The sequence below is a fragment of the Herbaspirillum sp. NPDC087042 genome (assembly GCF_044745245.1).
Classification (GTDB): Bacteria; Pseudomonadota; Gammaproteobacteria; order Burkholderiales; family Burkholderiaceae_D; genus Herbaspirillum.
On sequence record NZ_JBIUZW010000013.1, the window covers coordinates 1 to 26,779 of the forward strand.

Annotated in this window: 29 protein-coding genes; 9 read left to right on the top strand and 20 right to left on the bottom strand. The window is 63.7% G+C overall.

All coding sequences use genetic code 11. From position 1 onward, the window contains the following. Positions 1–185 precede the first annotated feature (185 nt). The 4 genes from pcaF to ACIPHN_RS17530 all read left to right on the top strand — a co-directional run bounded on the left by pcaF (position 186) and on the right by ACIPHN_RS17530 (position 4,802). On the top strand, positions 186–1,394 hold the full coding sequence (pcaF, locus tag ACIPHN_RS17515) for a 3-oxoadipyl-CoA thiolase (protein WP_400438020.1): 1,209 nt from the start codon (positions 186–188) through the stop codon (positions 1,392–1,394). Next, complete coding sequence (locus tag ACIPHN_RS17520) at positions 1,391–2,182, top strand: enoyl-CoA hydratase-related protein (RefSeq protein WP_400438022.1); 792 nt, start codon at positions 1,391–1,393, stop codon at positions 2,180–2,182. The genes pcaF and ACIPHN_RS17520 overlap by 4 nt, the downstream gene beginning before the upstream one ends. A gap of 360 nt (positions 2,183–2,542) precedes the next feature. Then, complete coding sequence (locus ACIPHN_RS17525) at positions 2,543–3,451, top strand: class I SAM-dependent methyltransferase (RefSeq protein WP_400438024.1); 909 nt, start codon at positions 2,543–2,545, stop codon at positions 3,449–3,451. A 232-nt stretch (positions 3,452–3,683) separates the two neighbouring features. After that, entirely contained in the window at positions 3,684–4,802 is a 1,119-nt protein-coding gene (locus ACIPHN_RS17530; RefSeq protein WP_400438026.1) for a GGDEF domain-containing protein, read from the top strand. Between the two features lie 3 nt (positions 4,803–4,805). Here ACIPHN_RS17530 and ACIPHN_RS17535 read toward each other — a convergent pair whose 3' ends face one another. The 7 genes from ACIPHN_RS17535 to ACIPHN_RS17565 all read right to left on the bottom strand — a co-directional run bounded on the left by ACIPHN_RS17535 (position 4,806) and on the right by ACIPHN_RS17565 (position 11,097). Beyond that, a complete protein-coding gene (locus tag ACIPHN_RS17535) occupies positions 4,806–5,693 on the bottom strand; it encodes a DMT family transporter (RefSeq protein WP_400438028.1) in 888 nt (295 codons plus the stop codon). A gap of 295 nt (positions 5,694–5,988) precedes the next feature. Next, positions 5,989–6,249 (bottom strand): YfhL family 4Fe-4S dicluster ferredoxin, encoded by a 261-nt coding sequence (locus ACIPHN_RS17540; RefSeq protein WP_400438030.1) that lies wholly within the window; start codon positions 6,247–6,249, stop codon positions 5,989–5,991. A 119-nt stretch (positions 6,250–6,368) separates the two neighbouring features. Beyond that, a complete protein-coding gene (gene coaD, locus ACIPHN_RS17545) occupies positions 6,369–6,854 on the bottom strand; it encodes a pantetheine-phosphate adenylyltransferase (RefSeq protein ID WP_400438032.1) in 486 nt (161 codons plus the stop codon). Between the two features lie 36 nt (positions 6,855–6,890). Beyond that, the gene (gene rsmD / locus ACIPHN_RS17550; RefSeq protein WP_400438034.1) at positions 6,891–7,544 is read right to left on the bottom strand and encodes a 16S rRNA (guanine(966)-N(2))-methyltransferase RsmD; all 654 of its coding nucleotides are present in this window, start codon (positions 7,542–7,544) and stop codon (positions 6,891–6,893) included. A gap of 27 nt (positions 7,545–7,571) precedes the next feature. Continuing rightward, positions 7,572–8,918 carry a M16 family metallopeptidase gene (locus ACIPHN_RS17555; protein ID WP_400438036.1) on the bottom strand — a complete coding sequence of 449 codons (1,347 nt, stop codon included), beginning with the start codon at positions 8,916–8,918 and terminating at the stop codon, positions 7,572–7,574. 50 nt (positions 8,919–8,968) lie between these two features. Continuing rightward, positions 8,969–9,631 (bottom strand): AAA family ATPase, encoded by a 663-nt coding sequence (locus tag ACIPHN_RS17560; protein WP_400438038.1) that lies wholly within the window; start codon positions 9,629–9,631, stop codon positions 8,969–8,971. 65 nt (positions 9,632–9,696) lie between these two features. Beyond that, positions 9,697–11,097 (bottom strand): M16 family metallopeptidase, encoded by a 1,401-nt coding sequence (locus tag ACIPHN_RS17565; protein ID WP_400438040.1) that lies wholly within the window; start codon positions 11,095–11,097, stop codon positions 9,697–9,699. A gap of 177 nt (positions 11,098–11,274) precedes the next feature. On the opposite strand from ACIPHN_RS17565, the gene ftsY reads away from it, so the two are divergent. The 3 genes from ftsY to ftsX are packed head-to-tail and all read left to right on the top strand — an operon-like array spanning position 11,275 to position 14,115. Continuing rightward, on the top strand, positions 11,275–12,498 hold the full coding sequence (ftsY, locus tag ACIPHN_RS17570; protein WP_400438042.1) for a signal recognition particle-docking protein FtsY: 1,224 nt from the start codon (positions 11,275–11,277) through the stop codon (positions 12,496–12,498). Positions 12,499–12,502: 4 nt separating this feature from the next. Beyond that, the gene (locus ACIPHN_RS17575; protein ID WP_198983907.1) at positions 12,503–13,195 is read left to right on the top strand and encodes a cell division ATP-binding protein FtsE; all 693 of its coding nucleotides are present in this window, start codon (positions 12,503–12,505) and stop codon (positions 13,193–13,195) included. Then, a complete protein-coding gene (gene ftsX / locus ACIPHN_RS17580) occupies positions 13,192–14,115 on the top strand; it encodes a permease-like cell division protein FtsX (RefSeq protein WP_400438044.1) in 924 nt (307 codons plus the stop codon). Before ACIPHN_RS17575 ends, ftsX begins: the two co-directional genes overlap by 4 nt. Positions 14,116–14,221: 106 nt before the next feature. Here the strand turns inward: ftsX and ACIPHN_RS17585 are convergent, their stop codons facing one another. Next, the gene (locus ACIPHN_RS17585; RefSeq protein WP_400438046.1) at positions 14,222–15,121 is read right to left on the bottom strand and encodes a hypothetical protein; all 900 of its coding nucleotides are present in this window, start codon (positions 15,119–15,121) and stop codon (positions 14,222–14,224) included. Positions 15,122–15,749: 628 nt separating this feature from the next. On the opposite strand from ACIPHN_RS17585, the gene rpoH reads away from it, so the two are divergent. Further along, complete coding sequence (gene rpoH, locus ACIPHN_RS17590; protein ID WP_400438048.1) at positions 15,750–16,649, top strand: RNA polymerase sigma factor RpoH; 900 nt, start codon at positions 15,750–15,752, stop codon at positions 16,647–16,649. A gap of 93 nt (positions 16,650–16,742) precedes the next feature. On the opposite strand, the gene ACIPHN_RS17595 is transcribed toward rpoH, so the two are convergent. From ACIPHN_RS17595 to ACIPHN_RS17615, 5 genes are all read right to left on the bottom strand, one after another. Further along, complete coding sequence (locus ACIPHN_RS17595; RefSeq protein ID WP_400438050.1) at positions 16,743–17,333, bottom strand: SCO family protein; 591 nt, start codon at positions 17,331–17,333, stop codon at positions 16,743–16,745. A gap of 8 nt (positions 17,334–17,341) precedes the next feature. Further along, positions 17,342–18,235: a heme o synthase gene (gene cyoE, locus ACIPHN_RS17600; RefSeq protein WP_400438052.1), complete on the bottom strand. Its 894-nt coding sequence runs from the start codon at positions 18,233–18,235 to the stop codon at positions 17,342–17,344. After that, on the bottom strand, positions 18,232–19,368 hold the full coding sequence (locus ACIPHN_RS17605) for a heme A synthase (RefSeq protein WP_400438053.1): 1,137 nt from the start codon (positions 19,366–19,368) through the stop codon (positions 18,232–18,234). The genes cyoE and ACIPHN_RS17605 overlap by 4 nt, the downstream gene beginning before the upstream one ends. An 85-nt stretch (positions 19,369–19,453) precedes the next feature. Beyond that, complete coding sequence (locus tag ACIPHN_RS17610) at positions 19,454–20,068, bottom strand: SCO family protein (protein WP_400438055.1); 615 nt, start codon at positions 20,066–20,068, stop codon at positions 19,454–19,456. Next, positions 20,055–20,786 carry an SURF1 family protein gene (locus tag ACIPHN_RS17615; protein WP_400438057.1) on the bottom strand — a complete coding sequence of 244 codons (732 nt, stop codon included), beginning with the start codon at positions 20,784–20,786 and terminating at the stop codon, positions 20,055–20,057. Before ACIPHN_RS17615 ends, ACIPHN_RS17610 begins: the two co-directional genes overlap by 14 nt. Positions 20,787–20,921: 135 nt before the next feature. Here ACIPHN_RS17615 and ACIPHN_RS17620 point away from each other — a divergent pair, with 135 nt between their 5' ends. Then, positions 20,922–21,122: a twin transmembrane helix small protein gene (locus tag ACIPHN_RS17620; RefSeq protein ID WP_198983916.1), complete on the top strand. Its 201-nt coding sequence runs from the start codon at positions 20,922–20,924 to the stop codon at positions 21,120–21,122. A gap of 75 nt (positions 21,123–21,197) precedes the next feature. Here ACIPHN_RS17620 and ACIPHN_RS17625 read toward each other — a convergent pair whose 3' ends face one another. The 7 genes from ACIPHN_RS17625 to ACIPHN_RS17655 form a co-directional block, all read right to left on the bottom strand. Beyond that, on the bottom strand, positions 21,198–22,058 hold the full coding sequence (locus ACIPHN_RS17625; protein WP_400438060.1) for a cytochrome c oxidase subunit 3: 861 nt from the start codon (positions 22,056–22,058) through the stop codon (positions 21,198–21,200). Between the two features lie 136 nt (positions 22,059–22,194). Next, complete coding sequence (locus tag ACIPHN_RS17630) at positions 22,195–22,371, bottom strand: DUF2970 domain-containing protein (RefSeq protein ID WP_400438326.1); 177 nt, start codon at positions 22,369–22,371, stop codon at positions 22,195–22,197. A 74-nt stretch (positions 22,372–22,445) separates the two neighbouring features. After that, on the bottom strand, positions 22,446–23,012 hold the full coding sequence (locus ACIPHN_RS17635) for a cytochrome c oxidase assembly protein (RefSeq protein ID WP_400438062.1): 567 nt from the start codon (positions 23,010–23,012) through the stop codon (positions 22,446–22,448). Continuing rightward, positions 23,009–23,119 carry a cytochrome oxidase small assembly protein gene (locus tag ACIPHN_RS17640; protein ID WP_400438064.1) on the bottom strand — a complete coding sequence of 37 codons (111 nt, stop codon included), beginning with the start codon at positions 23,117–23,119 and terminating at the stop codon, positions 23,009–23,011. The genes ACIPHN_RS17635 and ACIPHN_RS17640 overlap by 4 nt, the downstream gene beginning before the upstream one ends. 32 nt (positions 23,120–23,151) lie before the next feature. Further along, the gene (gene ctaD, locus ACIPHN_RS17645) at positions 23,152–24,771 is read right to left on the bottom strand and encodes a cytochrome c oxidase subunit I (protein ID WP_400438066.1); all 1,620 of its coding nucleotides are present in this window, start codon (positions 24,769–24,771) and stop codon (positions 23,152–23,154) included. An 18-nt stretch (positions 24,772–24,789) separates the two neighbouring features. Then, the gene (coxB, locus tag ACIPHN_RS17650; protein ID WP_400438068.1) at positions 24,790–25,950 is read right to left on the bottom strand and encodes a cytochrome c oxidase subunit II; all 1,161 of its coding nucleotides are present in this window, start codon (positions 25,948–25,950) and stop codon (positions 24,790–24,792) included. Between the two features lie 23 nt (positions 25,951–25,973). After that, positions 25,974–26,453, bottom strand: a complete 480-nt coding sequence (locus ACIPHN_RS17655; RefSeq protein WP_400438070.1) for a DUF2244 domain-containing protein — start codon at positions 26,451–26,453, stop codon at positions 25,974–25,976. Positions 26,454–26,779 lie beyond the last annotated feature (326 nt).

Sequence of the window (26,779 nt, forward strand, 5' to 3'; positions counted from 1 at the left end):
TGCATCAAGACCTAGGTGGTTATCTCCACAATGGTCACGTTAGACCGGGCGGGCATGATCTAACGCTCCTGGGTGGCCATGGCCAAGCGCGTTATCGACAACCGCTGGATGGCCGTTGCGGCCGTGCCGGCCTGCGGCCGGCACGCGACGACACCCCCCCCCAACAACGACAGACGAGGACATTCATGGACGCATTCATTTGTGACGCCATCCGCACGCCCTTCGGCCGCTACGGCGGCGCCCTGGCCGGCGTGCGCGCCGACGACCTGGCAGCCGCCCCCATCCGCAGCCTGATGGAGCGCAACCCCGGCGTGGACTGGCGCCAGCTCGACGACATCCTCTACGGCTGCGCCAACCAGGCCGGCGAGGACAACCGCAACGTGGCCCGCATGGCAGGCCTGCTGGCCGGCCTGCCCATCGAGGTGCCGGGCACCACCGTGAACCGCCTGTGCGGCTCCAGCCTGGACGCCGTGGGCATGGCCGCGCGCGCCATCAAATCGGGCGAGGTACAGCTGATGATCGCCGGTGGCGTGGAGAGCATGAGCCGCGCCCCCTTCGTAATGGGCAAGGCCGAGAGCGCCTTCTCGCGCAGCGCGACGATCTTCGACACCACCATCGGCTGGCGCTTCGTCAATCCGCTGATGAAGGCGCAGTACGGCATCGACTCCATGCCGGAGACGGCCGAGAACGTCGCCAGCGATTTCGCCATCAACCGCGCCGACCAGGATGCCTTCGCCCTGCGCAGCCAGCAGCGCTGGGCAGCGGCACAGGCGGCCGGGTTCTTCTCGGGCGAGATCGCACCGCTGGCGATCCCGCAGAAAAAGGGCGAGCCGCTCATCGTCACGACCGACGAACATCCGCGCCCCGACACCACCATGGCCACCCTGGCCAAGCTCAAGGGTGTGGTCCGCCCGGACGGCACGGTCACCGCCGGCAATGCCTCGGGCGTCAACGATGGCGCCTGCGCGCTGTTGCTGGCCTCGGCCAAGGCCGCCGACCTGTATCGCCTCACCCCGCGCGCCCGCGTGCTGGGCATGGCCACCGCGGGCGTAGCACCGCGCATCATGGGCTTCGGCCCGGCGCCGGCGGCGCGCAAGGTATTGGCGCAAACCGGCCTGAGCCTGGCGCAGATGGATGTGATCGAACTCAACGAAGCCTTCGCTGCGCAAGGCCTGGCCGTCACCCGCGACCTCGGCCTGGCCGACGATGCCGCCCACGTCAATGCCAATGGCGGTGCCATCGCCATCGGCCACCCGCTGGGCGCGTCCGGCGCACGCCTGGTGACCACCGCGATCAACCAGCTCGAACGCACCGGTGGCCGCTATGCGCTGTGCACCATGTGCATCGGCGTGGGCCAGGGCATTGCCCTGGTGATCGAGCGGGTCAGTGCATGAGCGGGCCAGACGAGGGACCACAGGACATCCTGGTAAGCCGCCACGGCGCGCATGTGCTGCACCTGGTGCTGAACCGGCCAGCGCTGCGCAATGCCCTGCGCAACCAGAGCCTGCAGGAAATCGTGCAGGCCCTGGCGCAGGCTGAGGCCGATGACAGCGTGCGGGCCGTGGTCATCAGCGGCAACGAGAAGGCCTTTGCCGCTGGCGCCGATCTGAACGAGATGATCCAGAAGGATGCCATCGCCACCCAGCTTGATGTGCGCGCGCAATACTGGCGCGCCATCGCCCGCTTCCCCAAGCCGCTGCTGGTGGCGGTGAACGGCTATGCGCTGGGTGCCGGTTGCGAGCTGCTCATGCACGCCGACATCGCCATCGCCGGACGTGGCGCCAGGATAGGCCAGCCCGAAATCAATGTGGGCACCATCCCCGGCGCTGGCGGAACGCAGCGTCTCATCCGCACCGTGGGCAAGCCGCTGGCCATGAAGATGGTCTTGAGTGGCGAGTTCATCGAGGCCAGCCAGGCGCTGCAAGCCGGGCTGGTGGCCGAGGTGGTGGAGGACGACGCCACCCTGGCACGCACCCTGGCGCTGGCCGACACCATTGCCGGCAAGTCGCTGCTGGCGGTGCGACTGGCCAAGGAAGCCATGCTGCAGTCCTTCGAACTGGGGCTGGAAGCGGGTCTGCTGTTCGAACGCAAGTCCTTCTCGCTGATGGCCGCCAGTGCCGACCGCCGGGAAGGCATTGCCGCCTTCCAGGAAAAGCGTGCCGCCGTCTTCAGCGGCGGCTGACCCCTCTCTCCCTCTTGCCTGCCATCCCGGCGCCGGGCCCATGGGTCCGGCGTTTGCAGCCTTGCAACATTGCCGGCCCGGCCGGTTCCAGTTCACTTGAATGCCATGCGGATCAGGTAAAATGCCCGGCCACGACCTGGTTCAACGCGTCACTTCGCAATTTCGCATGCGCTTGGGCCGTTCGTACTGAGTAGGTCCGCAGGACCGTATCGAAGGCGCACAGCACTCTGCCTGCGGGCGCTGGCGAGCCTTCGATACGCTGCTACGCAGCTACTCAGGACGAACGGAAAAAGATGGCGCGAACTACGTCCACAATACCAACCCGCCGGCTGCGCGCCGGCACATCGCCAGTGCAGCATCATGAGCAAGCCATCCCATCCGTCCGCCGGCCAGAAACAGGCTCGCGGCAAAGCCGCCAGCGTCGCCGCCGACAAAGCACCCCAGGCCCATGACATTCGTCCCGGCCAGTCGATCGAGCTGTTGAAGGAACTGCACATCCTCACCCGCGATGGCAAGCTCAACCAGGACAGCCGCCGCAAGCTCAAGCAGGTCTACCACCTCTACCAGTTCATCGAGCCGCTGCTGCAGGAAGTGCTGGCCGATCATCCCGACGTGAGCCTGGTGGACCATGGCGCGGGCAAGTCCTATCTGGGCTTCATCCTCTACGACCTGTTCTTCAAGGGACTGGCGGGCAGCCCCCATATCTACGGCATCGAGACCCGCGAGGAACTGGTGCGCAAGTCCGAGGAACTGGCCGCGCGCCTGGGCTTTGGCGGCATGTCCTTCCTCAACCTGTCGGTGGCCGACTCGACCACCTCGGCCGCGCTGCCCGAGCGCATCGATGTGGTCACCGCCCTGCACGCCTGCGACACCGCCACCGACGACGCCATCCATTTCGCCCTGGCCAAGGAGGCCCGCTTCATGGTCCTGGTACCGTGCTGCCAGGCCGAGGTGGCCTCGGTGCTGAACCGCAACAAGGGCAAGTCGCTGACCAATTCGCTCACCGAGATCTGGCGTCATCCGCTGCATACGCGCGAATTCGGCAGCCAGGTCACCAATGTGCTGCGCTGCCTGCAACTGGAGGCGCATGGCTACAAGGTCAGCGTCACCGAACTGGTGGGCTGGGAGCATTCGATGAAGAACGAGTTGATCATCGCGCAATACCGCGACCTGCCGCGCCGCCGTCCGGCCGAGCGCCTGCAGGAAGTGTTGCGCACACTAGGTCTGGAGGAGATGGGCGAGCGCTTCTTCGCGCCGCTGGCAGCCTAGACTGGCTGACGGGCGGCAGTCTAGCGCCCACTTGCGGGAACGCTTCTTGCTCGCAATGGCAGGGAATCAAAGAGGGATGGCAGTACAGGTGGCACCGGGGAATCAAGCCAGCCGTATCGCTGCCGATATAGTCGCATTGGAATGAGGTCGCGCGCCAACAGCGTGGCGGCCGCAGGGAGACCGGGCGACCGGTTTGGGCAAAGGGGGCCGGCCACACGCCGGGAAAATGCACATGACGACCGCCATCGAGATGGAATCACTGATCGCCGATAACCAGCAGCTACGCGCCGAGTTGCAGGACCTGCTGCAGCAGGCCCATATCAACCAGTCCATCATCGAACGCCACCAGGCCTTCGACCTCAAGCTCATCGGCGCCAGCGAATTCCGCGAGCTCATCGAGGTCATGCTCAGCACCATGCCGGGCGTGTTCAACCTGGAGACGGTGACGCTGTCGCTCATCGATGGTGACTACGCGATCCAGCGCATCCTGCGCGACCTGCAGATCGGCATCAACGAGTTTCCCAGGCTGCTGTTCCAGAAGCAGCCGCTGGCCTTCATCGACGAGGATGGCCCGCTGGCGGCCGAGAAGCCGCGCCTGGGCGAGTTCGTACCGGCCTTGCATGGGCCGATGTTCCCGGCTTACCAGCCGGTGAGCGTGGCGATCCTGCCGCTGGTGCGCCAGCACCGGCTGCTGGGCTACCTGGCCCTGGGCAGTGCCCACCGCGAGCGTTTCACACGCTCGCTGGCGACCGATTTCATCCAGCGCCTGGCCACTGTCGCGGCGATCTGCCTGGAAAACGTCATCAATAACGAGCGCCTGAAGCACATCGGCCTGACCGACCCGCTCACCGGCGTGAACAACCGCCGCTACATCGAGCAGCGCATGCAGGAAGAAGTGGCGCGCAGCCAGCGCGACCGATCGGCGCTGTCCTGCCTGTTCATCGATATCGACCACTTCAAGCGCGTCAACGACCAGTATGGCCACCAGAGCGGCGACGATGTGCTGCGCGAGGTGGCTGCGCGCATCAAGAAGGAATTGCGCCTCTCGGATGCGCTGGGGCGCTTCGGTGGCGAGGAGTTCGTGGTCTTGCTGACCCACGCCACGCGTGACGATGCGGTGCGTATCGCCGAGCGTATCCGCGCCGGCATCTGCAGTCGCAGCGTGATGATCGAGGGCTCGCGCGATCCGCTGAAGATCACTGCCTCCATCGGCGCGGCCTCCCTGATGCCGCCCGATCGCAGCCGACCGGCCATGGAAGTCAAGCAAGCCATGCTCAAGGCCGCCGACCTGGCCTTGTATCAGGCCAAGGAATCCGGCCGCAATCGCGTGATGCTGGCGGCGACCGAGTAACGCTCAGGCGGCCTGCGCCACCGGACGACGGTCGCGTACCAGCCAGGGCGTGGCGATGATGAGGGCGCCACCGATCAGGTCTTGCGGCCGCAATTCGGCCGCGCCCAGCCACCATGCCGACAGGCTGGCTACCAGGATCTCGGCCAGCATCACCACCGCCGTGATGGTGGCCGGCAGGCGTGCCACACCATATTGCAGGCACAGGTTGGAGATCAGGAAGAGTACCGCCCACACCCCCACCAGCGGCCAGGCCGCGCCAGGCACATGGGCCGGCCAGGCAGTCAGGCCGGCCAGCGAGAATCCCAATCCCAGCAGACAGGCCAGCACGGCGCCGCCACTGAGCATGGCGATGGCGCGGGCGCCATCGGAGACACCGTGCAAGCGACGTAGCAGCACATTGTTGATCGCGAAGGAAAATCCGCCCAGCACCGCCAGCCAGTCCGGCAGCGTCTGCGGCAGCGGCAGGCCCAGGCGCGGCTGGTACAGCACGATGAAGGCCCCGCCCAGGCCCAGTGCCACGCGTACCAGCGAGCGCGGGGTGATGGCCTCGTGCAGCACCAGGCGCGCCAGGATCACGGTCCAGATCGGCATCAGGTAGAACAGCAGGATCACCCGCACCACATCGCCATAGGCAATGGCCACGTTGAAAACGGCATTGGTCAGCCCCGTGGCCAGCGCCACGCCCAGCAGTTCGGGATGACGCCACAGCTGTGGCAGGTCACGGTATTTCAGTGCCAGCAGCATGGCCGCGCAGGCCGTGAAGATGGCGGCCGTGGCCCACAGCGGATGCAGGCCCATCGCTTCCAGCGCGCGCATGCCGGTCCAGGACAGGCCCCAGATGGTGGTGTTGATGAGCAGCGCCGCGACGGCGGACTTGGGTAGGTGGTGCATGTTCTTTATTGGACAAATGGGATGGCGTCAGCACAATCTACGTACTTGGAACGCCACTTTCGTTAAATCCGGCAAATAGTCTTTATGCACGGTGGCTGATAGCCTTCCGTTCGTCCTGAGTAGCCCCGTCAGGGGCGTATCGAAGGCTTGTCTGCGTGCTTGTGTGCATTTCATGAGTCGGCGCACCTTCGATACGCCGCTACGCGGCTACTCAGGACGAACGGGGAGGTCCAATGCAAAATGCCGTTCAGTGCGGCACTGAACGGCATCTTCACGGACGACGGCTGGACCTGGTTCAACTGCCCTTGGCCCCAGCCTGCAGACGTTCGTACTTGTCCATCAACTGCTCGCGGCTTTCGCGCCAGGCCGGGTTGAAGGGGATGCAGGCCACCGGGCAGACCTGCTGGCATTGCGGTTCCTCGAAGTGGCCCACGCACTCGGTGCATTTGTCCGGATCGATCTCGTAGATCTGCGGCCCCATGTAGATCGCCTCGTTGGGGCATTCCGGCTCGCAGACGTCGCAGTTGATGCAATCGTCGGTAATCATCAGTGCCATGACCGCTCCTTCGTCACCACGCGCATTGCGGCGCGCGGCGCCATCCTGCTTGCTTGAACCTTCATTGCCCTACCCTGCCCTTACCTTGCGTTACCTTGCTTTACTTGCCGTGCAGCATCCTACTGCTGCTTGGCGATCTTTTCCTTGAGCCACTTCTCGACCGAGGGAAACACGAACTTGGAGACATCGCCGCCCAGTTGCGCGATTTCGCGCACGATGGTGCCCGAGATGAACTGGTACTGGTCCGACGGTGTCAGGAACAGCGTTTCCACATCCGGCAACAGGTAGCGGTTCATGCCGGCCATCTGGAATTCGTACTCGAAGTCCGAGACCGCGCGCAGGCCGCGCACGATGACGCGGGCGTTGTTCTGGCGCACGAAGTCCTTCAGCAGGCCCGAAAAACTTTCCACCTGGACATTCGGATAATGTCCCAGCACTTCATTGGCGATCGACAAACGCTCTTCGAGCGAAAAGAACGGCTTCTTGTTCTGGCTGTCCGCTACGCCCACTACCAGTTTATCGAACAACCCGGAGGCGCGTCGGACCAGGTCCTCATGTCCACGCGTCAACGGATCGAACGTGCCCGGATATACAGCTGTGACCATGGTGTCTCCTCACCGGCAATTCAATCAGAACGCGCATTATGCCTCAATTTGGGCACTGCTTTTGCGTTGCAATAAATGATAAAACACCATGCCTGCCTTGTCCGAGCGGACCACTTCCCAGGCTTGCATCCATGCCGGGGCCTCGTCGCCGTCGAGCGGGAACTCGGCTTCGGCATAGACCAGCCCGGAGGGGGTGAGCAATTCAGTGCAGCTGGGCAATATTTTTTCCAACCAGCCCTGGTGATAAGGCGGATCGATGAAGACCAGGCTGTAGCCGCCCGCCTCGCGCTGCGCCGCATTGCGGACCGCCGCCAGGGCATCGCCGCGCACGATGGCAATGGTATCGGCCTTGAGCTTGTCGCGATTGGTTTCAAGCTGGCGCACGGCCGGGCCGCTCTGCTCCACCATCACTACCCGGCGCGCGCCACGGCTGGCGGCTTCGAAACCGAGCGCGCCGGAACCGGCGAACAGGTCCAGGCAGGCCACCTGCTCCCAGTTACCATCGATGAGATGGGTCAGCCAGTTGAAGACGGTCTCGCGCACGCGGTCCGGCGTGGGGCGCAGGCCCTCGGCATCCAGCACCGGCAGCGGCGTGCGCTTCCACTGGCCGCCGATGATGCGGACCTGGTGCGGACCACGCGAGGCGGGCTTGCCGCCCTTGTTGTTCTTGTCGTGACTGCTCTTGCTCATGAATGTCCTAACTTGCTTCTCAGTTGCTTATGGGTTGGCGACGGGCGTCGCGCCGTCTTCGCCGACGATCACGGTCACCAGGGCATTGGCCTGTACATGCTTGCGCAAGGCTGCCCGCACCTCTTCGACGGTGACGGCGCGCACGCGCTCTATCCAGTGGTCCAGGTAGTCCAGCGGCAGGCCATAGAAGCCGATGACGGAGAGGTTTTCCAGCAGCTTGGCATTGCTGTCGATGCGCAGCGCGAAGCCACCGGCGAGATTGTCCTTGGCGGCCCTGAGTTCGGTAGCGCTGGGGCCGTCCTGCAGGAAGCGCTGCAGCGTGGCGCGGGTCACGCGCAGGGCTTCATCGGTCTGTTCCTTCTTGGTCTGCAGGCCGATCTGGAACGGGCCGGGCTGGGCCAGCGGCGAGAAGCCGCTGTAGACGCTGTAGCTCAGGCCGCGCTTCTCGCGCACCTCGTCGGTCAGGCGCGAGACAAACCCGCCTCCTCCCAGCACATAGTTGCCCACCGTCAGGGCGAAGAAATCCGGGTCGCCGCGCACGATGGCCGGCGCGCCGATGAGGATGTGCGATTGCGAGGCCGGGTGGGCGATGCGGATCTCGCGTGCCGCTGGCGCGACCACCGCCGGCAGCGCCGGCAAGGCAGCGCCTTGCGGCAGTTCGCGGGTCAGCGCGGCGGCAATCGCGCGGGCCTGTTCCTCGGTGAGATCGCCGATGAGTGCGATCACGGCGCGATTGGCCACGTAGTGGCTGTGGTGGAAGGCCAGCAGATCGTCGCGGGTGATGGCTTGCACGCTGGCTTCGCTGGCGTCGGCCGCATAGGGATGGCTGCCATAGGCCGCCGCCATGAAGGCCTTTTCGGCGATGGCTTCGGGCTTGGTGGCCTCTTCGCGCAGGCTGGCGATGGTCAGGGCCTTGTCGCGCTCCAGTCCCGCCTGCGGGAAGGCGGGATGGGCCAGCATGCGTGCCAGCAGGCCCAGCGCCACCTCGCGCTCGGGCAAGGAGGACAGCGTGCGCAAGCTCACCCCGGCACGGTCCTGGCCGGCGCCGCCATGCTGCTGGGCGGCCACGTCGGCGAAACCGTCGAGAATCTGCGCTTCGCTCAAGGGCCCGGCCGTGCCACCTTCCACACCGCGCGTGAGGCTGGCCACGGTCAGCTCGGCCAGGCCGGCCTTGCCCGCCGGATCGCGCCGCTGACCGGCGTCGAATTGCACGCTCACATCGAGCATGGGCAGCGAATGGTTGGCCACGAAGAGCACGCGGGCGCCGTCGGGCTGGGTCCATGATTGCACGGCCAGTGCGGCCCGGGCAGGCGACACGGCCAGCAGAGCCAGGGACGATGACAACAGCAACAGGATGCGTAGCGATTTATTCATGAAAGATCACACTGGAGAAACCGGGAGAAGGAGTGCTCGGAACGGGGACATCAGCCGCCCTGCTTTTTGTCGCCTTTGTCGCCTTTATCACCCTTGCCGATCCACTCCAGCACCGGCTGCCACTGGTCGAGATCGCGCTGCACCCGCGACGGCGCGACATCCCACAGCGTCAGGCCATGGGCGGCCAGTTGCACGTAGTTCTGGGTGTCGCGCAGATAACCCAGCACCGGCAGTTTCAGGCCTTCAATGAAGCGGTGCAGTTGCTCGGCCGAGCGGGTGCGAGCATCGACGCGCATGCCGACGATGCCCACGTCGATCTCGCCTTCGCGCACGGCCTTCTCACCGGCCAGGCGGCGCAGGAAATCCTGCGTGGCCAGGATGTCGAAGATGGAGGGTTGCAGCGGCACCAGGATCTTGTCGGCCAGCTTGAGCGCATCGTTGAGGCGCCAGCCGTGCAGGCCGGCCGGGGTATCGAGCACGACGTGGCTGGTCCCCTTGGGGGGCTTGGCAATGTAGTCCTCGCTGACTTCCCAGGTGACGATGGGACGGGCCTGCGGTGGGCGGATATCCAGCCAGGCGCGCGAGGATTGCTGGCGATCGATATCGCCCAGCAGGACAGCATGCCCGCAGCTGGCGAAATAACCGGCCAGGTTGGTGGCCAGGGTGGTCTTGCCCACGCCTCCCTTGGGATTGGCGACGACGATGACAGGCATGTTTTCCTCCGAGAAGAACAGCGAAGCCGATCGGCTATCCGAAATGCTGAAAAGGATTTATATCGTTAATGCAACAAGCCTGCCGGCGGCGGTGCCGGCCGCTTGCCCTCCAGCGGCAGGGGGACCAGCGTGGCCACGGTCAGGTTGTCATCCTTGAAGTAGCGCTGCGCCACCGCCTGTACCTGGGCAGGCGTGACGCTCTTGAGACGCTCGATGATGCGATCGATATGCTTCTGGCCGATGCCGGCCGCCTCCATCATGCCGATCTCCATGGCCTGGCCGAAGACCGAGTCGCGCTTGTAGACCTGGGCGGCGATGAGCTGCGTCTTCACCCGCTGCAGCTCCTGCTCGGAGACGCCCTCGCTGGCGATCCGGTCCACCTCGGCACGCAACAGGCCTTCCAGCTGTTCGGTGCTGACGCCCTCGGCCGGGCTGCCTTCCAGCGTGAACAGTACCGGACCGCGCGCCACGCTCTCGTAGCTGGCACCGACCGCGGTGGCCTGGTTGCCGGTGCGCACCAGCTGCGCACTGAGGCGGGCATTGTCATAGCCATCCAGCACGGCCGAGAGCACATCCAGGGCATAGCTATCCTGATCCTGCTCCACATCGCGCAGCGCCGGCACCTTGAAGGCCATCACCACATAGGGATTCTCGGCTGGTGCCTTGACCGTGACGCGACGCAGGCCCAGCTGCGCCGGCTCGTTCTGCGGCTTGCCGCGCACGATGGGGCGCGCCGGGATCTTGCCGAAATAGGTCTTGGCCAGCGCCAGCACACGCTGTGCATCGACGTCGCCGGCCACCACCAGGGTGGCATTGTTGGGGGCATACCACCGGCGATACCAGGCGGCGATATCCTGCACGCTCATGTGCTGCAGGTCATCCATCCAGCCCACCACCGGGTGGTGATAGGGATGGGCGGTCCAGGCGGCGGCGTTCAGGGCTTCGTTCAACAGGCCCATGGGCTGGTCGTCGGTGCGCCAGCGGCGCTCTTCCATGATGACGCGGATTTCCTTGGCGAACTCGCCGGCATCGAACTGCAGGTTGGCCATGCGGTCGGCTTCCAGCGCCATGACCTTTTCCAGCTGGCCTTTTTCGATCTGCTGGAAGTAGGCCGTGAAGTCGTTGGCGGTGAAAGCGTTTTCCTGGCCACCCAGTTCGGCCACCAGGCGGCTGAACTCGCCGACCTTGTGATGGCGGGTGCCCTTGAACATCATGTGTTCCAGCGCATGGGAAACACCGGTGCTGCCGTTGAGCTCATCGATGGAGCCGACCTTGTACCAGACCATCTGCACCGCGATGGGTGCGCGCCGGTCCTCCTTGACGATCACCTTCATGCCGTTGCCCAGCACGAACTCGCGCGCCGGCTCGGCCCGGGCGGGTGCCGTGGCGGCCAGGGCAGAGAGGCCCAGCAGGAAAAACAGGCTCAAAGGGCCGGCGACGAGGAAGGCTCGGATCTTCGATTTCATGGACTGTGCTCTGATAAAATGCAGGATTCATTGACCCTGGCGGCCGCGCGCGGGTCTTGAGGATGGGCAATTGTAACCTGTCCGATGCGCTTGTCAGGGCGCCGGAACTGCCCTCCCGCACCGGTTTTCCCCCTCCCGCCCCCGGCCGCAGCCAGAATCCAGCCTATCCGCCACCCGATGTTTAGTTTCTTCAAGAGAAAACCCAAACCGGAAGCGCAGCCCACGCTGCCTCCCCAAGTCGAACCGGCCCCGCAGCCTGCTACTGCGCCTGCCGCCCCCGTCATCGCCGCTGAACCGGTCGTCTCTGCCGCTCCCGTTGCTCCCGCTGCAGCGGCCGTCGAGGCTGTTCCTGCACCGGCCGAGGTCGCGCCGCCGCCCGCTGCCGTCGCGGCGCCCGAGCCGGTCGCTCCTGTGACGCGCGCAGAAGAGGCCGAAGAAGCGGTCGAAAAAGCGATCGAAGACGAGGTAGAGATCGTCGCCGCCCCCGAGGCCGCACCGGAAGCCAAGCGCTCCTGGCTCTCGCGTCTGAAGGCTGGCCTGTCCAAGACTTCCAGCAACCTGACCACGCTGTTCGTGGGCGCGCGCATTGATGACGATCTCTACGACGAGCTGGAATCGGCCCTGCTGGTCTCGGACGCCGGCGTCGAAGCCACCCAGTGGCTGCTGGACGAATTGAAGAAGAAGGTCAAGGCCGAGCGCCTGACCGAAGCCACCCAGGTGCGCACCGCCCTGCGCAGCCTGTTGATCGACCTGCTGCAGCCGCTGCAGCGCCCGCTGGTGCTGGGCCGCGAAAAGCCGCTGGTGATGATGATCGCCGGCGTCAACGGGGCCGGCAAGACCACCACCATCGGCAAGCTGGCCTTACACCTGCAGGCGCACGGCCAGTCGGTGCTGCTGGCCGCTGGCGACACCTTCCGCGCCGCTGCCCGCGAGCAGCTGGCGATCTGGGGCGAGCGCAACAACGTCGCGGTGATCGCCCAGGAGTCCGGCGACCCGGCGGCGGTGGCCTTCGACTCGGTCCACTCGGCCCAGGCGCGCGGCACCCATGTGGTGATGATCGATACCGCCGGCCGCCTGCCGACCCAGCTGCACCTGATGGATGAGCTCAAGAAGATCAAGCGCGTCATCGCCAAGGCCATGCCCTCGGCGCCACACGAGGTGCTGCTGGTCATCGATGGCAATACCGGCCAGAATGCGCTGGCCCAGGTCAAGGCCTTCGACGATGCGCTGGGCCTGACCGGTCTTGTGGTGACCAAGCTCGACGGCACCGCCAAGGGCGGCATCCTGGCCGCCATCGCCAAGACCCGCCCGGTGCCGCTGTATTTCATCGGCGTGGGCGAGCAGATCGAGGACTTGCAAGCTTTCAACGCCACCGAATTCGTCGACGCCCTCCTGAGTTGATCCGATGATTGAATTTTCCCGGGTTTCCAAGCAATACGCGCGCGAGGTCTATGCCTTGCGCGACATCTCGCTGTCGGTAAAGAAGGGGGAATTGATCTTCCTGGCCGGGCCTTCCGGCGCCGGCAAGTCCACCCTGCTGAAGATGATCGCGGCCATCGAGCGCCCCACGGCGGGCAAGCTCTCGGTCAATGGCACCGACATCGGCGGCATCAAGGCCTCCGGCCTGCCCTATCTGCGCCGCAACCTGGGCCTGATCTTCCAGCAGCAGAAGCTGCTGCTGGATCGCAACCTGCTGGCCAATGTGATGCTGCCGCTGATCGTCACCGGCGCTTCGCGCGGCGATGCCGAAAAGCGCGCCCGTGCCGCACTGGACAAAGTCGACCTGCTGGACAAGGCCCAGTGCGAGCCACTGGAGCTGTCGGGCGGCGAACAGCAGCGCGTGGCCATTGCGCGCGCCATCGTCAACCGGCCGCAGATCATCCTGGCCGACGAGCCCACCGCCAACCTGGACCGCGCCAATGCCAACAAGGTGCTGGCGGCGCTGAAGTCCTTCCACGGCGTGGGCGTGACCTGCCTGATCTCGACCCACGACGAGCAATACCTCACCGGTGCCGACCGCATCGTCTACCTGGACCGTGGCCGCATCGTCGATGGCTGGCATAACGGCGTGGCCAATCCCGTGGAGGTATCGCCATGAGCTGGATCACGCAGCATCTCAATGCCGCCGGTGACGCCCTGCGCCACCTGCTGCGCTCGCCGGGCAACTTCTTGCTCAACGTGCTGGTGGTCTCGATCGCGCTGGCGCTGCCCTTTGCCGGCCTGTCGGCGCTGGAAAACGTGCGCCCGATCTCGGACCAGATGTCGGTGGAGCCCGAGATCAGCATCTTCATGAAGCCCGACGCCGGCCGCGATGCGGCCCAGGCGGTGGGCAAGACCATTGCCCAGGTGTTGAAGGATGGCAAGACGGTCGGCAAAGTGGAATTCATCCCGCGCGAAAAGGCCTTCGATGCCTTGAAGAGCAAGACCGGCCTGGCCGACGTGCTGGCCACGCTGGGCAGCAATCCCCTGCCGGACAGCTTCGTGCTGCGCCTGCCGGGCTTCGAGAATGCCATGGATGCCGGCCGTGTCGATGACATCGCCCAGCAGCTGAAGAAGCAGCCCGGCGTGGATACGGTGCAGATCGATTCCGAGTGGGTCAAGCGCCTGGCAGCGCTCTTGCGCATCCTGCGGCTGGTGCTGCTGTTCCTGGGCATCACGCTGGGTGCGGTGGTGGTGGCGGTGGTGTTCAATACCATCCGCCTGCAGGTGATGACGCAGCGCGATGAAATCGAGGTCTCGCGCCTCTTTGGCGCCACCAATGCCTTCATCTACCGGCCCTTCTACTACACCGGCGCCCTGCTGGGCATCTGTGCCGGGCTGGTCGCGCTGGGCCTGGTGGTGTTGGCGCAGCAACCGCTCAATACGGCCATCCTGGATTTCGCCCACCTGTACGCCTCCGAATTCCAGCTGGCGCTGCCCAGCCCCGTAGCCATTACACTCTTGCTGGCGGTAAGCGCGCTGCTGGGCCTGTTCGGAGCGATGCTGTCGGTGCGCAGGCAGTTGGCGCGCAAGGCGTGAGCCTGGAAGATCGTCGCTAGCGACACCATGGTCACTGCACGGCCACCGCTTCCCCGGTGGCCGTTTTTGTTTTCGTTGCGGCTCGCACCGGATGGCTTCCGCCAGCTCAGTAGAAGTAGCGCTGCATGATCAATCGCTCCCGGTGCTTGCGCCTGGGCTTGACCTGGCCAGGCCGGTCGGCCGTCTCGATGATGGTGCGACAGGTTCCGGCTGCTCCGCCCAGCCGCCGATAGGTGGCCAGTGCCTGACGGTCCAGCAAGAGCTGGAGGGACCACCAGTGGTCGCTGTTGCGGAGGTAGGTCGAGATGTCCGGATCAATCCAGCCAGCAAACCAGCAGATGTTGCCTGCAAAGCATCGCAGACTGTTGACCGTATGACGTGGCCGGCGGGGGAAATACCCGACGACACCTGTACGGTTGAATTCCGGCGTCACCCAAAGGGCATCGTGGTGTCCGATACGATTGCGTACCTCCCTGATTCTCTTGAGCAAGTCGATGACACGCTGCCTGAACGCAGGGCTTCCGTAGGGAGTGGCCAGCGTATCGGGGGCATGAGGAAAGACCATGGCCAGGATGGCTTCCTGCAAGCCCTCAGGCTGCGACTTGTGGCCCAGCCCGCCAATCAATACCTCCCAGAAACCGAGGGGCAGCGCCGCCACAATGTCATCGGGGGTAAGCACATAGCCATCGGGTTTTCTCCCTCTGATTTTTTGCATGACGACAGCAACATCGTCCTTGGACTTCGGTGATAGCTTGTGCCGTGCCGGCAAGAATGGCGGCGCCGTCGGATGGGCGGCATGCACGGGATTGGCTCGCGGCATCATCCAGTCGAAGGAATCGGCCTTGCCAAAGTATTGCGATACTGCCCGATGGAGAGCGTTGCGCAGCGATACCTCGACGTCGGCGAGCAGCGGGAGCAGCCGGGCGCCGATTGCCTGGTTCCAGGCATAGCAGCCCAGGAGGTCCTTCTCCGAGGTGGTCCGGAAGAATGCCTCGATGGTGGACAATCTGGGAGCCGAAAGATGTCTTGGCATGTGCGGCAAGGGTACCCCGTTGCTGGTGGCGAGTCGGCGGTGCTATACTCGGCGGCATAGAGGCAAGGGTTTTCCGGGAAACTGGTCGTGCCCTTGTAAATTGAGGACAAAGCCCGCTATTGCGGGCTTTGGACTTTCTGGAAAGAAATTTTATCGTTCGGGATAGCCCGCAACAATAAATCCCCCCTGCCGAACGACTCCCTCTCTGGTTTCCCCGACATTCTTCGAGCGATGGGGCCGCAATGCCCCATCAGGAGCAGAACCGCCCGCTGCGGGCCGAGTTGTGCACTGCATAAATTGTTACAAGTTTCTGACCCGCTTTTGACCCGCATCGCAACTTTTGTCGTCCAAAGGCGACTAAGATGGAGGGGAAATAATGCAATGATTGATTCAACAACAATAGATTTACTCTATTGACGCTTCCCGATCATGCTATTAGCACTCCTGGGTGACGAGTGCTAGAATACCTTATCGAATTGCTCCAGTTTTATCTGGGCACTGCAACAAATCGCGCATTGGCGTATGACTGCGCTGGCCGAACCGGCGCCGACGTCCAATCCTTACCGCTTCATACTGCTTCCGGAAGGAACAAGGAGAATCCATGAAAACTGCGTCTGCACAAACTGCACTCATGCCTGCCGAGTCCAATGCACTCGCGCTGGGTTTTTCCGGCAGCCTGGGCAATATCGACGCATATATTTCGGCAGTGAACCGCCTGCCCATGCTGACCCAGGAAGAAGAGGTCAAGCTGGCGCGCGACCTGCGCGAAAAGAATGACCTGGGTGCCGCCCAGAAGATGGTGTTGTCGCACCTGCGCCTGGTGGTGTCGATCGCGCGTGGCTATCTGGGCTACGGCCTGCCGCACGCCGACCTGATCCAGGAAGGCAATATCGGCCTGATGAAGGCAGTCAAGCGTTTCGACCCGGCGCAGAACGTGCGTCTGGTGTCCTACGCCATGCACTGGATCAAGGCCGAGATCCACGAGTACATCCTGAAGAACTGGCGCCTGGTCAAGGTGGCCACCACCAAGGCCCAGCGCAAGCTGTTTTTCAACCTGCGCAGCCACAAGGAAGGCCTGGACGCGATGACGCCGGCCCAGGTCGAGGCCTTGGCCAAGACCCTGGACGTCAAGCGCGAGGAAGTCATCGAGATGGAAACCCGTCTCTCCGGTCGTGACATCGCCCTGGAGTCGCCCACCGATGACGACGACGACAAGTTCGCGCCGATCGCCTACCTGTCCTCGGACAACTCCGAGCCGACCCGCGTGATCGAGGCCAAGCAGTACGACCGCATGCAGTCCGAAGGTCTGGAAGCCGCACTGTCCAAGCTGGATGACCGTTCGCGTCGCATCGTCGAAGCCCGCTGGCTGGCCAACGATGATGGCTCGGGTGCCACCCTGCACGAACTGGCCGACGAGTTCGGCGTCTCGGCCGAGCGTATCCGCCAGATCGAGGCAGTGGCACTGAAGAAGATGAAGACGGCGCTGCAGGCGTACTCCTGATCAGTCCGTCATCGCAGCACCAACAAGAAAGGCGCCCTCGGGCGCCTTTCTTTTTATCCAAACGATTTGTATCGTTTGTATCGTTTAGCCGGATCAGCTCAGCAGCAGCTTGATGTCATGCGCCAGCGTCTGCGGCCCCTGTCCGTGCTTGACGAACAGACGGATGTGGCCCTGCGGGTCGAACACGTAGCTGCCGGCGGTGTGGTCCATCGTGTAGCTGCCCGGCTGCTTGCCCGGCACCTTCTGGTAGAACACCTTGAATTCCTTGGCCACTTTCTCGGTCTGCGGCAGGTCGCCGCGCAAGCCGAGGAAGCGCTTGTCGAAGGCCGGCACGTATTGCGAGAGCACCTCCTGGGTGTCGCGCTCGGGGTCAACAGTCACGAACAGGACCTGCACCTTGTCCGCATCCGGGCCCAGTTCCTTCATCACGTTGGCCATTTCCACCATGGTGGTGGGGCATACGTCCGGGCACTGGGTATAACCGAAGAACATCACCACCACCTTGCCTTTGAAGTCGGCCAGGGTACGTGGCTTGCCGGTATGGTCGGTGAGGGCGAAATCACGGGCGTAGTCCAGGCCGGTGACATCGGTGTTGTTGAATTTCAGTTCAGACTTGGACGGCCCGCAGGCCGCCAGCAGCGTCGCGCAACCGGCCAGCAGCAGCGCCGAGAGGAATCGTTTCATGTCGTGGTTTAGAAACTGCGGAACAGGAAGTAATGGTCCACCAGCAGCACCGCGAACAGGATCGACAGGTAGACGATGGAATAGGCAAAGGCCTTGCGTGCGATCAGGTCGGTGTAGTGGCGATAGATGCGCCACGAGTGCCAGAAGAAGATCGCGCCCAGCACGATGGCCGTGCCCAGATAGATCAGGCCGCTCATGCCGATGGCAAAGGGCAGCATGCTCACCGCCAGCAGGGCGATGGTGTACATCAGGATGTGGAACTTGGTCACATCCATGCCGTGCGTGATGGGCAGCATGGGCAGGCCGGACTTGGCGTAGTCGTCGCGGCGGTACATGGCCAGCGCCCAGAAGTGCGGCGGCGTCCAGATGAAGATGATCATCACCAGCACCCAGGCCTGCATGGGCACATCGTTGGCGATGGCGGCCCAGCCCAGTGCGGGCGGCATGGCGCCGGCCAGGCCACCGATGACGATGTTCTGGGGCGTGGCGGGCTTGAGGATGATGGTGTAGATGATGGCGTAGCCGACGAAGGTGGCGAAGGTCAGCCACATGGTCAGCGGATTGACCAGGGCGTACAGCACCCACATGCCCAGGCCGCCAATGACCCCGGAGAAGATCAGGGTCTGCACCACCGTGATCTCGCCGCGCGCCAGCGGACGGCGGGCGGTACGGGCCATGCGCGAATCGATCTCGCGCTCGACCAGGCAATTGATGGCGAAAGCCGCACCGGCCAGCAGCCAGATACCCAGCGTGCCGAAGACAAGCTTGTGCCAGTCGGGCAGTTCGGGGGAAGACAGGAACATGCCGATCACGGCACAGAACACCGCCAGCTGCGTCACGCGCGGCTTGGTCAGTGCCCAGTACTGGGCGATGCGGTTGGGTTGGGCGGTCAGTGTGGTCATGAAGTGACGGGCTTGGCGGGGACCGGTGGAGCGGCGCTGGCCAAGCCTTGTGGAGCGTAACGGGCCTTGTAGTTTAACATGACCATGAGGATGACCAGCAGCGCGGCGCCGCCGTTATGCACCACGGCAATGGCCAGCGGCCAGTTCAGGTAGATGGTCGCCAGCCCCGTGCAGAGCTGCAAACCCACGATGCTCAAGAGCCAGCGCCCGGTCTTGCGCAGCCCCGGATCGCGCAGCGCGCGCTGTGCCAGCCATACAACATACAAGATCACGACAAAGGCGAAGCTGCGATGCACCCAGTGGATCGCCGTCAGCGCCTGGAACGGCAGGTAGTCGCCATTGGCGGTCATGCCCAGGTGGCGCCAGAGCGTGAAACCGTGTTCGAGATCCATGTCCGGCACCAGCTTGCCATTGCACAGCGGGAAGTCATTGCAGGCCAGCGCGGCATAATTGGTACTGACCCAGCCACCCAACGCGATCTGCAGGGCCAGCAGGATGGCACCCAGCGTGGCCGGCAGCACCAGCGCCCGGCCGGCCGGGGTGACCGGCACATGCTGCTCCTGCCGGGCCGCCAGCCAGGCCAGCATGGCCAGCAGCACCAGGCCCAGCAACAGGTGGGTGGTGACGATGACCGGCTGCAGCTTCAACGTCACGGTCCAGGCGCCGAAGGCCCCCTGCAGGCAGATGAAGCCCAGCAAGGCGGTCGGAAACCAGGGGTGGAACTGCGCATCGGTCTTGCCGGACTTGAGCCAGCGCCGCCACGCCACCACCATCAGCACGATGATCAGCACGCCCACGGCCATGGCGAAATAACGGTGCGTCATCTCGATCCAGGCTTTGCTCCAGGTCACCGGGCCGGTGGGCATGGCCTCCTGCGCGGCGTTGATGTGCTCGTGCGCCAGCAGCGGATTGGAATGGTCGTAGCAGCCCGGCCAGTCGGGACAGCCCAGGCCGGAATCGGTCAGGCGCGTGAAGGCGCCGAACATGATCAGGTCGAAGGTAAAGAACAACGTCACCCACACCAGCTTGCGGTATCGGTTGACCAGCCCCTGCGCGCGCGCCACCAGCAGCAGCGGGATAAGGGAAACCAGCAGGCCGGTCAGGCCCAGTTCTATCAGCGTGATTGCATTCATCGTGGTTCAAACATGGACTGCCGCGCATACGGTGTCGATGGATCCATCAGAAACCATCAACACCATCAAGGGTGATCAAAGGCGATCAACCGATGGACGAGGCGCGCAGCAGCTTGGAAATGTCCTTCTTCATCTTGTTGGGATCGGGATCCTTGGGGAAGCGCATCATCAGGTTGCCCAGCGGGTCGATCAGGTAGATGTGGTCTTCCGCCGAGGTGCCGGCATCGACCGGCAGCCAGGCCTTGAGTCGGGCGGCGTCGGCCCTAAGGATATCGGTTCCGTCGTATTCGCGCAGCAGCATCGTTTCCACCGGCGCGTTATCGGTCACCAGCCAGACCCGTTCGATGCGTTCCATCTCCTTGCCCTGCATCAGCCGCAGCTGGCGCATGGTGAGGAGCTTCTTGCGGCAATCCTCGGCACAGTCGCCGCGATCGACCTGGAGCATGATCCACTTGCCCTTGTAGTCCGCCAGCTTGGCCGGCGCACCGTCGAGGGCGCTGCTGCCCAGTGGCGGGATGGGATACTGGCGCGGATCGATCAGCGCGCCATAGTTGGTGCGGCTCTGCGGCTTGATCACGTAGTAGGTCAGGTAGGAAGCGATCAGCGGTGCGGCACAGACAGCCACCACCGCCAGCATCTTCCAGCGTCCGGCGCGGCGGCGCGCCTCATCGGTCTTGTTGCCTGCTTCAGGTTTTGTCATTACGGCCACGTCGATATCCCGTCACGATGAAAAAGATGATTGCCATGCCGGCCAGTGCATACCACTGCACGGCATAGCCACGATGGCGCTCGCTGCCCAGCGCAGGGGCCGGCCAGTCGCGCAGCAGGCCATCGGCCCTGCCCGCCGTGGCAGCGCCCTGCTCGATCACATAGGACGAGAGCGTCCAGCCGCTGGCCTGCGCCAGTGCGGTCATGTCCAGGTTCTGCAGGATGGCCTGCGGGCGCGGTGCATCGGGCTGGCCCAGCTGCATCACATGGCCGGCGTCGCGACGCAGCACACCCTCCACCTGGGTCAAACCCACCGGCAGGGGAGCCTGTGGCAGCCGCGTGCGATCGACCGCATCGCGCGGCGCCCAGCCACGCGCCACCACCACGGCCTGTGGGCTGCCGACCGGCTTGAACAGGGTCAGCACATGGAAGCCCACGGCGCCATCGTGAGGGCGGTTTTCAAGATAGACCGTCCATGGCGCGATGAATTCTCCGCGCAGCACGATATGACGGAACTCATTGGCATCGCCACTGGCGTCGCCCGGCAGGGCCTCCAATGGCGCCTGCGTGGCACGTGCCTGCATGCTTGCCTGCAGGGCTTCCTTCGCCTGCGCGCGATGGGTCTGCCACTGGCCCAGCGCAACCCCGGCGGCAGCCACCACCAGCGTGGCGCAGAAGGGAACGAGCCTGAAACGGAATCTGGTCGGCATCTATAGGTTTGGCCTTACAATGAACGGAGACGCATCCGGACCTGACGGACTCGCGGTCCAGGACACGACAACAATATCCATCAGGCCGTAGCAGCATACTGCATGCAGGCGGCCGGAGACAGGGATTCTACCCGCATGAAAATCATCGTCGCCATCGCCTTCGTGCTCATCCTCGCCAGCCTGGCCTCGGCACTGCTGTTCCTCATGCGCGACAAGGGCAAGAGCAACCGCACCGTACAGGCGCTGACCCTGCGCGTGGGCTTCTCGGTGGCGCTGTTCCTGTTCATCCTCCTGAGCTACAAGCTGGGCTGGATACAGCCGACCGGCATCCGCTAGACGCGCTTCCCCTTCAGCGCCCAAGAAAAAGCCGCACCGAGGTGCGGCTTTCGTTTGCCCGTTCTGCTGAGGGACTTACAGCCAGTACACCACCACATACAGACCCAGCCACACCACGTCGACGAAGTGCCAGTACCAGGCCGCGCCTTCGAAGGCAAAGTGGTGCGTCGGCGTGAAGTGGCCACGCAGCAGGCGGTAGAGCACCACCGACAGCATGATCGCGCCCATGGTCACATGGAAACCGTGGAAGCCGGTCAGCATGAAGAAGGTCGAGCCATAGATGCCGGAGGTGAGCTTGAGGTTCAGCTCGGTATAGGCATGGATGTATTCATAGGCCTGGAAGCCCATGAAAGTCGCGCCCAGCAGGATGGTCAGGAACAGCCACACCGCCGTCTGGGTACGATGACCGGCGCGCAGGGCATGGTGCGAGATGGTCAGCGTGACGCCGGAGGTCAGCAGCAGCAGCGTGTTGATGGTCGGGATCGGGAAAGGCCCCATGGTGGCGAAGCTCTCCACGGTACCGGCCGGACCGACGCTACCCCACTGGCCGGCGAAGTCGGGCCAGATCACCTTGTGATCCAGGTCGGCCAGCCAGGGCATGGTGATGCTGCGGGCATAGAACAGTGCGCCGAAGAAGGCGCCGAAGAACATCACCTCCGAGAAGATGAACCAGCTCATGCTCCAGCGATAGGACAGGTCGACGCGCTCGCCATACTTCCCCGATTCGGACTCGCCGATGGCATCGCCGAACCAGTAGTACAGCACCACCAGCACCATCAGGATGCCGAAGATGTTGACGTAGGGCGCCCATGACACGCCATTGACCCAGGCCGATGCCCCGGCCATGGTGATGAGCATGGACAGGCCCGCCATCATCGGCCAGCGCGATGGCCCCGGTACGAAATAGTGTGGCGCCTTGGCTTGCTGAGAACTCATGTTCTTCTCCCGGTACGAAATCCGATTGCTGTTTGCTGTTGCCTGGTATTGCCCATGGCCGGTGTCTTCTCCCGACTCACCGGCTTCCAGGTTCGGTCTGCTCAAAAACTAGAAATCAATCCAAATCATTTACGCCTTAGCCGCTCACCGCATTGGCCACCACTACCTTGACGATGGTGACCAGGATCGCCACGAACACCACCGCGCCGATGATGCCGGCGATGATCACGTGCACCGGGTTGAGCCGGGCCGCATCCGATTCGTAATCCCGGCGCTTGCGCACGCCGAAGAAGGACCAGAACACCGCCTTCATCGTCGCCCCGAACGAGGCCTTGCGCTGCGCCGCCTGCTCCAGATCCTCGCTCACGTCCGCTCCCCCGCAGGCCGTCAGCCTGCCGTCTTGTCCTTGCCGTTGATCTCGAAGAAGGTGTAGGACAGCGTGATCGTGGTCACATCCTTGGGCAACTTGGGATCGATGTAGAACACCACCGGCATCTGCTTGGCCTGGTTGGGTCCCAGGGTCTGCTGCGAGAAGCAGAAGCACTCGACCTTCTTGAAGAAGGCCGCCGACTGCTGCGGCGCATAGCTGGGGATGGCCTGGGCATCGACACTGCGCGCCTGGGTGTTGACCACCTCATAGGTGACCTGGGTCATCTCGCCCGGATGCACCTGCAGGCTGGACACGGTAGGACGGAAGCGCCACGGCCCCTGGGCATTGCCATCGAACTCCACGGTCACCGTGCGGGTCTTGTCGACCTGGGTATTGGCCGGCGCTTCCACGGTCGCATCCTTGGGCGTGAGGAAGTTCACCCCGGTCACCTCGCAGATCTTGCGATAGACCGGGATCAGCGCATAGCCGAAGCCGAACATCAGCACCGCCACCACCACCAGCTTGCGCAGCATGACGAAGTTGAGGCCACGCTCCTGCGCAGCTTGGTCCTGGTCCGGGTTCATTTGGCGAACCAGATGCGATTGATGAAGATGCCCACGAAGAAGGCCAGCGCCACCAGCCCCAGCAGCAGGCCGGTACGCAGGTTGTCGGGTTTCTTGCGTTCGCTCATGTGCGCTCCGTTTTTCTCAAGGCCCATGCTGCTCAATGCACCACCGGCGGTTCCTCGAAGGTGTGGAAGGGGGCCGGGCTGGGCACGGTCCATTCCAGGCCTTCGGCGCCATCCCAGGGCTTGGCTTCAGCCTTCTTGCCCCCCTTGATCGAGGGGATCACCACGAAGAAGAGGAAGTAGACCTGGGTCAGCCCGAAGCCGAAGGCACCGATCGAGGCAACCATGTTGAAGTCGGTGAACTGCGCCGGGTAGTCCGCATAGCGACGCGGCATGCCGGCCAGGCCCAGGAAGTGCATCGGGAAGAAGGTCACGTTGAAGGTGATCAGCGACGCCCAGAAGTGGAACTTGCCGCGCCATTCGTTGTACATGAAGCCGGTCCACTTCGGGCCCCAGTAGTAGAAGCCGGCGAAGAGCGCAAACAGCGAGCCGGCCACCAGCACGTAGTGGAAGTGCGCCACCACGTAGTAGGTATCCTGCATCTGGATGTCGATCGGGGTCACCGCCAGGATCAGGCCGGTGAAGCCGCCCATGGTGAACACGAAGATGAAGCCCACCGAGAACAGCATCGGCGTCTCGAAGGTCATGGAACCGCGCCACATGGTGGCGATCCAGTTGAAGATCTTCACGCCGGTCGGCACCGCAATGAGCATGGTGGCGTACATGAAGAACAGCTGCGCCGTCACCGGCATGCCGGTGGTGAACATGTGGTGCGCCCAGACGATGAAGGACAGGATCGCGATCGAGGCGGTCGCATACACCATCGAGGCATAGCCGAACAGCGGCTTGCGGGCGAAGGCCGGGATGATCTGCGAGACGATGCCGAAGGCCGGCAGGATCATGATGTAGACCTCGGGGTGGCCGAAGAACCAGAAGATGTGCTGGTACATCACCGGATCACCGCCACCGGCGGCATTGAAGAAGGAGGTGCCGAAGTGACGGTCGGTCAGCGTCATCGTGATGGCACCGGCCAGCACCGGCATGACCGCGATCAGCAGGTAGGCGGTGATCAGCCAGGTCCAGCAGAACATGGGCATCTTCATCAGCGTCATGCCGGGCGCGCGCATGTTGAGGATGGTGACGATGATGTTGATCGAGCCCATGATGGAGGACGCGCCCATGATGTGCATGGCGAAGATACCCATGTCCATGCCCGGCCCCATCTGGGTGGACAGCGGCGCATACAGCGTCCAGCCGGCAGCGGTGGCGCCGCCCGGCACCAGGAAGGAACCGGCCAGCAGCAAGGCCGCTGGCGGCAGCAGCCAGAACGAGAAGTTGTTCATGCGCGCAAAGGCCATGTCGGACGCGCCGATCTGCAGCGGGATCATCCAGTTGGCGAAGCCCACGAAGGCCGGCATGATGGCCCCGAACACCATGATCAGGCCGTGCATGGTGGTCAGCTGGTTGAAGAACTCGGGACGGAAGAACTGCAGGCCCGGCTGGAACAGCTCGGCCCGGATCAGCAGCGCCAGCACACCGCCCGAGAGCAGCATGGTGAACGAGAACCAGAGGTAGAGCGTACCGATGTCCTTGTGGTTGGTGGCGAAGACCCAGCGACGCCAGCCGTGCGGATGGTCGTGCGCGTGCTCATCGTGTGCGTGCCCATGCCCGTGGTCATGGGAATGATCGGGGGCGTGATCGGCGGTAGTGGTCATGTTCCGGTCTCCAAACGATTACTTGCGTCCGGCCAGCACTTCGGCGGGCTGCACGATGTTTTCCTGGGCCTTGTTGGACCAGTTGTTGCGCGTGTAGGTGATGGCGGCGGCGATCTCGGTGTCGTTGAGCACGCCCTTCCAGGCCGGCATGGCGTTCTTGCCATTGAGCACCAGGTGGATCTGGTCGGCCTTGGGGCCATTGACCACGGGGCTGCCGTCCAGCGCCGGGAAGGCACCGGGCACGCCCTTGCCGTTGGCCTGGTGGCAGGCCACGCAATTGGCGGTGTAGACCTTCTCGCCACGCTGCTTCAATTCATCCACGGTCCAGACCTTGTTGGGATCGTCGGCCTTGGCGGCCATTTCCTTCTTCTTTTCATCGACCCACTTCTTGTAGTCGGCTTCGCTGACCACGTTGACCACGATGGGCATGAAGGCGTGATCCTTGCCGCACAATTCCACGCACTGGCCGCGATAGGTACCGATCTTCTCGGCGCGGAACCAGGTGTCGCGCACGAAGCCGGGGATCGCGTCCTGCTTCACGCCGAAGGCGGGAATCGTCCAGGAGTGGATCACGTCATTGGCGGTAGTGATCATGCGCACCTTCTTGTTGACCGGCACCACCACGGGATTGTCGACCTCGATGAGGTAGTTGTCGTTCTTCTTCAGCGTGGGATCGGTCACCTGCTCGCGCGGCGTGGCCAGGGCGGAGAGGAAGGAGATGCCTTCGCCATCGCCCTTGAGGTAGTCGTAGCCCCACTTCCACTGCATGCCGGTGACCTTGATGGTGAGGTCGGCATTGGAGGTGTCCTTCATCGCCACCACGGTCTTGGTGGCCGGCAGGGCCATGCCGATGACGATCAGGAAAGGCACCACGGTCCAGGCGATTTCCACGGTGGTGCTTTCGTGGAAGGTGGAGGCCTTGTGGCCCACCGACTTGCGATGCTTGATGATGGAATAGAACATCACGCCGAACACCGCCACGAAGATCACCAGGCAGATCACCAGCATCATGATGTGGAGGTCATAGATCTGCTCGGCGATCTTGGTGACCGGTGGCTGGAAGTTCGTCTGCAGCACGGCCGGTCCCCCCGGACTGTCCACCACGGCCCAGGCCGGCAAGCCGGCCGCCAGCATCGAGGCACCGATGATCGACGATTGAAGGCGCTTCGCAAGTTTCATGGATTTCCTCAAAAGCCCAAAAATTATAAGAATGAGAGTGCTACCGTCCCGCCCATCCGGCCCGCCAGCGCGCACTCCAGCTCCTGCGCCAGTGCGCGTCGCCCGGCTTCATTGATGAAACGGCCAACTTCCACGCGCTGCCCCCTGCAGTCCAGCGCCACCAGTGCCTGGGGGCCTGCCGGAAATGCGATGCGCGTGCCATGCAGCGTTGCCAGGTCCAGCTTGATACGGCTGGTCCGGCCCGCCTGCGTCACCTCGACGATCAGGCCATCCTCGGCCAGGACCACGACTTCACGATCAGTTGCATGACGGGCGTACACCAGGAAGGCGATGCCGACCGCCGACAATTCAATGACTGAAAATACCAGGATGGTCCATGCGCCATGGAGCGTGAAGCCCAGCGCGACCGTGAGCGATACCGTACAAAGGATTGCGAAGACCCACGCCAGCTGACGTGGCGCAATCGAACAATTGCGCTTCAATATCCATTCCCGCGTCTCCATAGCACCTCGCCAGCATGATAGTCGGTCGAGCGTGTCTCTCTTCGATCCGCAGCAGGTGTCAGGGATGGCGGCGTCGGCGCTGAACTCGGCGCGACTGCCCGGTACTGGCGCTATCCGTGGCTATCTGTTTTGCGGTCTTTATTTATTCTTGCTATTTGTTCTTGCTGGAATTTCTTGCTGTGAATTTTTTTCCCATTTCAGTATAAGGGCTAAACTCGCCACGGATCAAGCACGCACCGCCGCATCGCCGGCAATGCCCTTCCAGGCCCGTCCGGCGTACTGCCACTTACCCCGCAAGTCGGCCAGGGGACTGGCTTTGCGGCCAT

Excerpts from the sequence above, each read along its gene's own strand:
- ACIPHN_RS17630 (WP_400438326.1), bottom strand. The coding sequence starts at position 22,371 with ATGAAGGCGGTGTTCTGGTCCTTCTTCGGCGTGCGCAAGCGCCGGGAT.
- ftsY (WP_400438042.1), top strand. The coding sequence starts at position 11,275 with ATGTTTAGTTTCTTCAAGAGAAAACCCAAACCGGAAGCGCAGCCCACG.
- ftsX (WP_400438044.1), top strand. The coding sequence starts at position 13,192 with ATGAGCTGGATCACGCAGCATCTCAATGCCGCCGGTGACGCCCTGCGC.
- ACIPHN_RS17530 (WP_400438026.1), top strand. The coding sequence starts at position 3,684 with ATGACGACCGCCATCGAGATGGAATCACTGATCGCCGATAACCAGCAG.
- ACIPHN_RS17620 (WP_198983916.1), top strand. The coding sequence starts at position 20,922 with ATGAAAATCATCGTCGCCATCGCCTTCGTGCTCATCCTCGCCAGCCTG.
- ACIPHN_RS17555 (WP_400438036.1), bottom strand. The coding sequence starts at position 8,918 with ATGAATAAATCGCTACGCATCCTGTTGCTGTTGTCATCGTCCCTGGCT.
- coaD (WP_400438032.1), bottom strand. The coding sequence starts at position 6,854 with ATGGTCACAGCTGTATATCCGGGCACGTTCGATCCGTTGACGCGTGGA.
- ACIPHN_RS17540 (WP_400438030.1), bottom strand. The coding sequence starts at position 6,249 with ATGGCACTGATGATTACCGACGATTGCATCAACTGCGACGTCTGCGAG.
- pcaF (WP_400438020.1), top strand. The coding sequence starts at position 186 with ATGGACGCATTCATTTGTGACGCCATCCGCACGCCCTTCGGCCGCTAC.
- ACIPHN_RS17605 (WP_400438053.1), bottom strand. The coding sequence starts at position 19,368 with ATGAATGCAATCACGCTGATAGAACTGGGCCTGACCGGCCTGCTGGTT.
- ACIPHN_RS17615 (WP_400438057.1), bottom strand. The coding sequence starts at position 20,786 with ATGCCGACCAGATTCCGTTTCAGGCTCGTTCCCTTCTGCGCCACGCTG.
- rsmD (WP_400438034.1), bottom strand. The coding sequence starts at position 7,544 with ATGAGCAAGAGCAGTCACGACAAGAACAACAAGGGCGGCAAGCCCGCC.
- ACIPHN_RS17635 (WP_400438062.1), bottom strand. The coding sequence starts at position 23,012 with ATGAACCCGGACCAGGACCAAGCTGCGCAGGAGCGTGGCCTCAACTTC.
- rpoH (WP_400438048.1), top strand. The coding sequence starts at position 15,750 with ATGAAAACTGCGTCTGCACAAACTGCACTCATGCCTGCCGAGTCCAAT.
- ACIPHN_RS17525 (WP_400438024.1), top strand. The coding sequence starts at position 2,543 with ATGAGCAAGCCATCCCATCCGTCCGCCGGCCAGAAACAGGCTCGCGGC.
- ACIPHN_RS17575 (WP_198983907.1), top strand. The coding sequence starts at position 12,503 with ATGATTGAATTTTCCCGGGTTTCCAAGCAATACGCGCGCGAGGTCTAT.
- coxB (WP_400438068.1), bottom strand. The coding sequence starts at position 25,950 with ATGAAACTTGCGAAGCGCCTTCAATCGTCGATCATCGGTGCCTCGATG.
- ACIPHN_RS17610 (WP_400438055.1), bottom strand. The coding sequence starts at position 20,068 with ATGACAAAACCTGAAGCAGGCAACAAGACCGATGAGGCGCGCCGCCGC.
- ACIPHN_RS17640 (WP_400438064.1), bottom strand. The coding sequence starts at position 23,119 with ATGAGCGAACGCAAGAAACCCGACAACCTGCGTACCGGCCTGCTGCTG.
- ACIPHN_RS17565 (WP_400438040.1), bottom strand. The coding sequence starts at position 11,097 with ATGAAATCGAAGATCCGAGCCTTCCTCGTCGCCGGCCCTTTGAGCCTG.
- ACIPHN_RS17520 (WP_400438022.1), top strand. The coding sequence starts at position 1,391 with ATGAGCGGGCCAGACGAGGGACCACAGGACATCCTGGTAAGCCGCCAC.
- ACIPHN_RS17595 (WP_400438050.1), bottom strand. The coding sequence starts at position 17,333 with ATGAAACGATTCCTCTCGGCGCTGCTGCTGGCCGGTTGCGCGACGCTG.
- ACIPHN_RS17560 (WP_400438038.1), bottom strand. The coding sequence starts at position 9,631 with ATGCCTGTCATCGTCGTCGCCAATCCCAAGGGAGGCGTGGGCAAGACC.
- ACIPHN_RS17535 (WP_400438028.1), bottom strand. The coding sequence starts at position 5,693 with ATGCACCACCTACCCAAGTCCGCCGTCGCGGCGCTGCTCATCAACACC.
- cyoE (WP_400438052.1), bottom strand. The coding sequence starts at position 18,235 with ATGACCACACTGACCGCCCAACCCAACCGCATCGCCCAGTACTGGGCA.
- ACIPHN_RS17655 (WP_400438070.1), bottom strand. The coding sequence starts at position 26,453 with ATGGAGACGCGGGAATGGATATTGAAGCGCAATTGTTCGATTGCGCCA.
- ctaD (WP_400438066.1), bottom strand. The coding sequence starts at position 24,771 with ATGACCACTACCGCCGATCACGCCCCCGATCATTCCCATGACCACGGG.
- ACIPHN_RS17625 (WP_400438060.1), bottom strand. The coding sequence starts at position 22,058 with ATGAGTTCTCAGCAAGCCAAGGCGCCACACTATTTCGTACCGGGGCCA.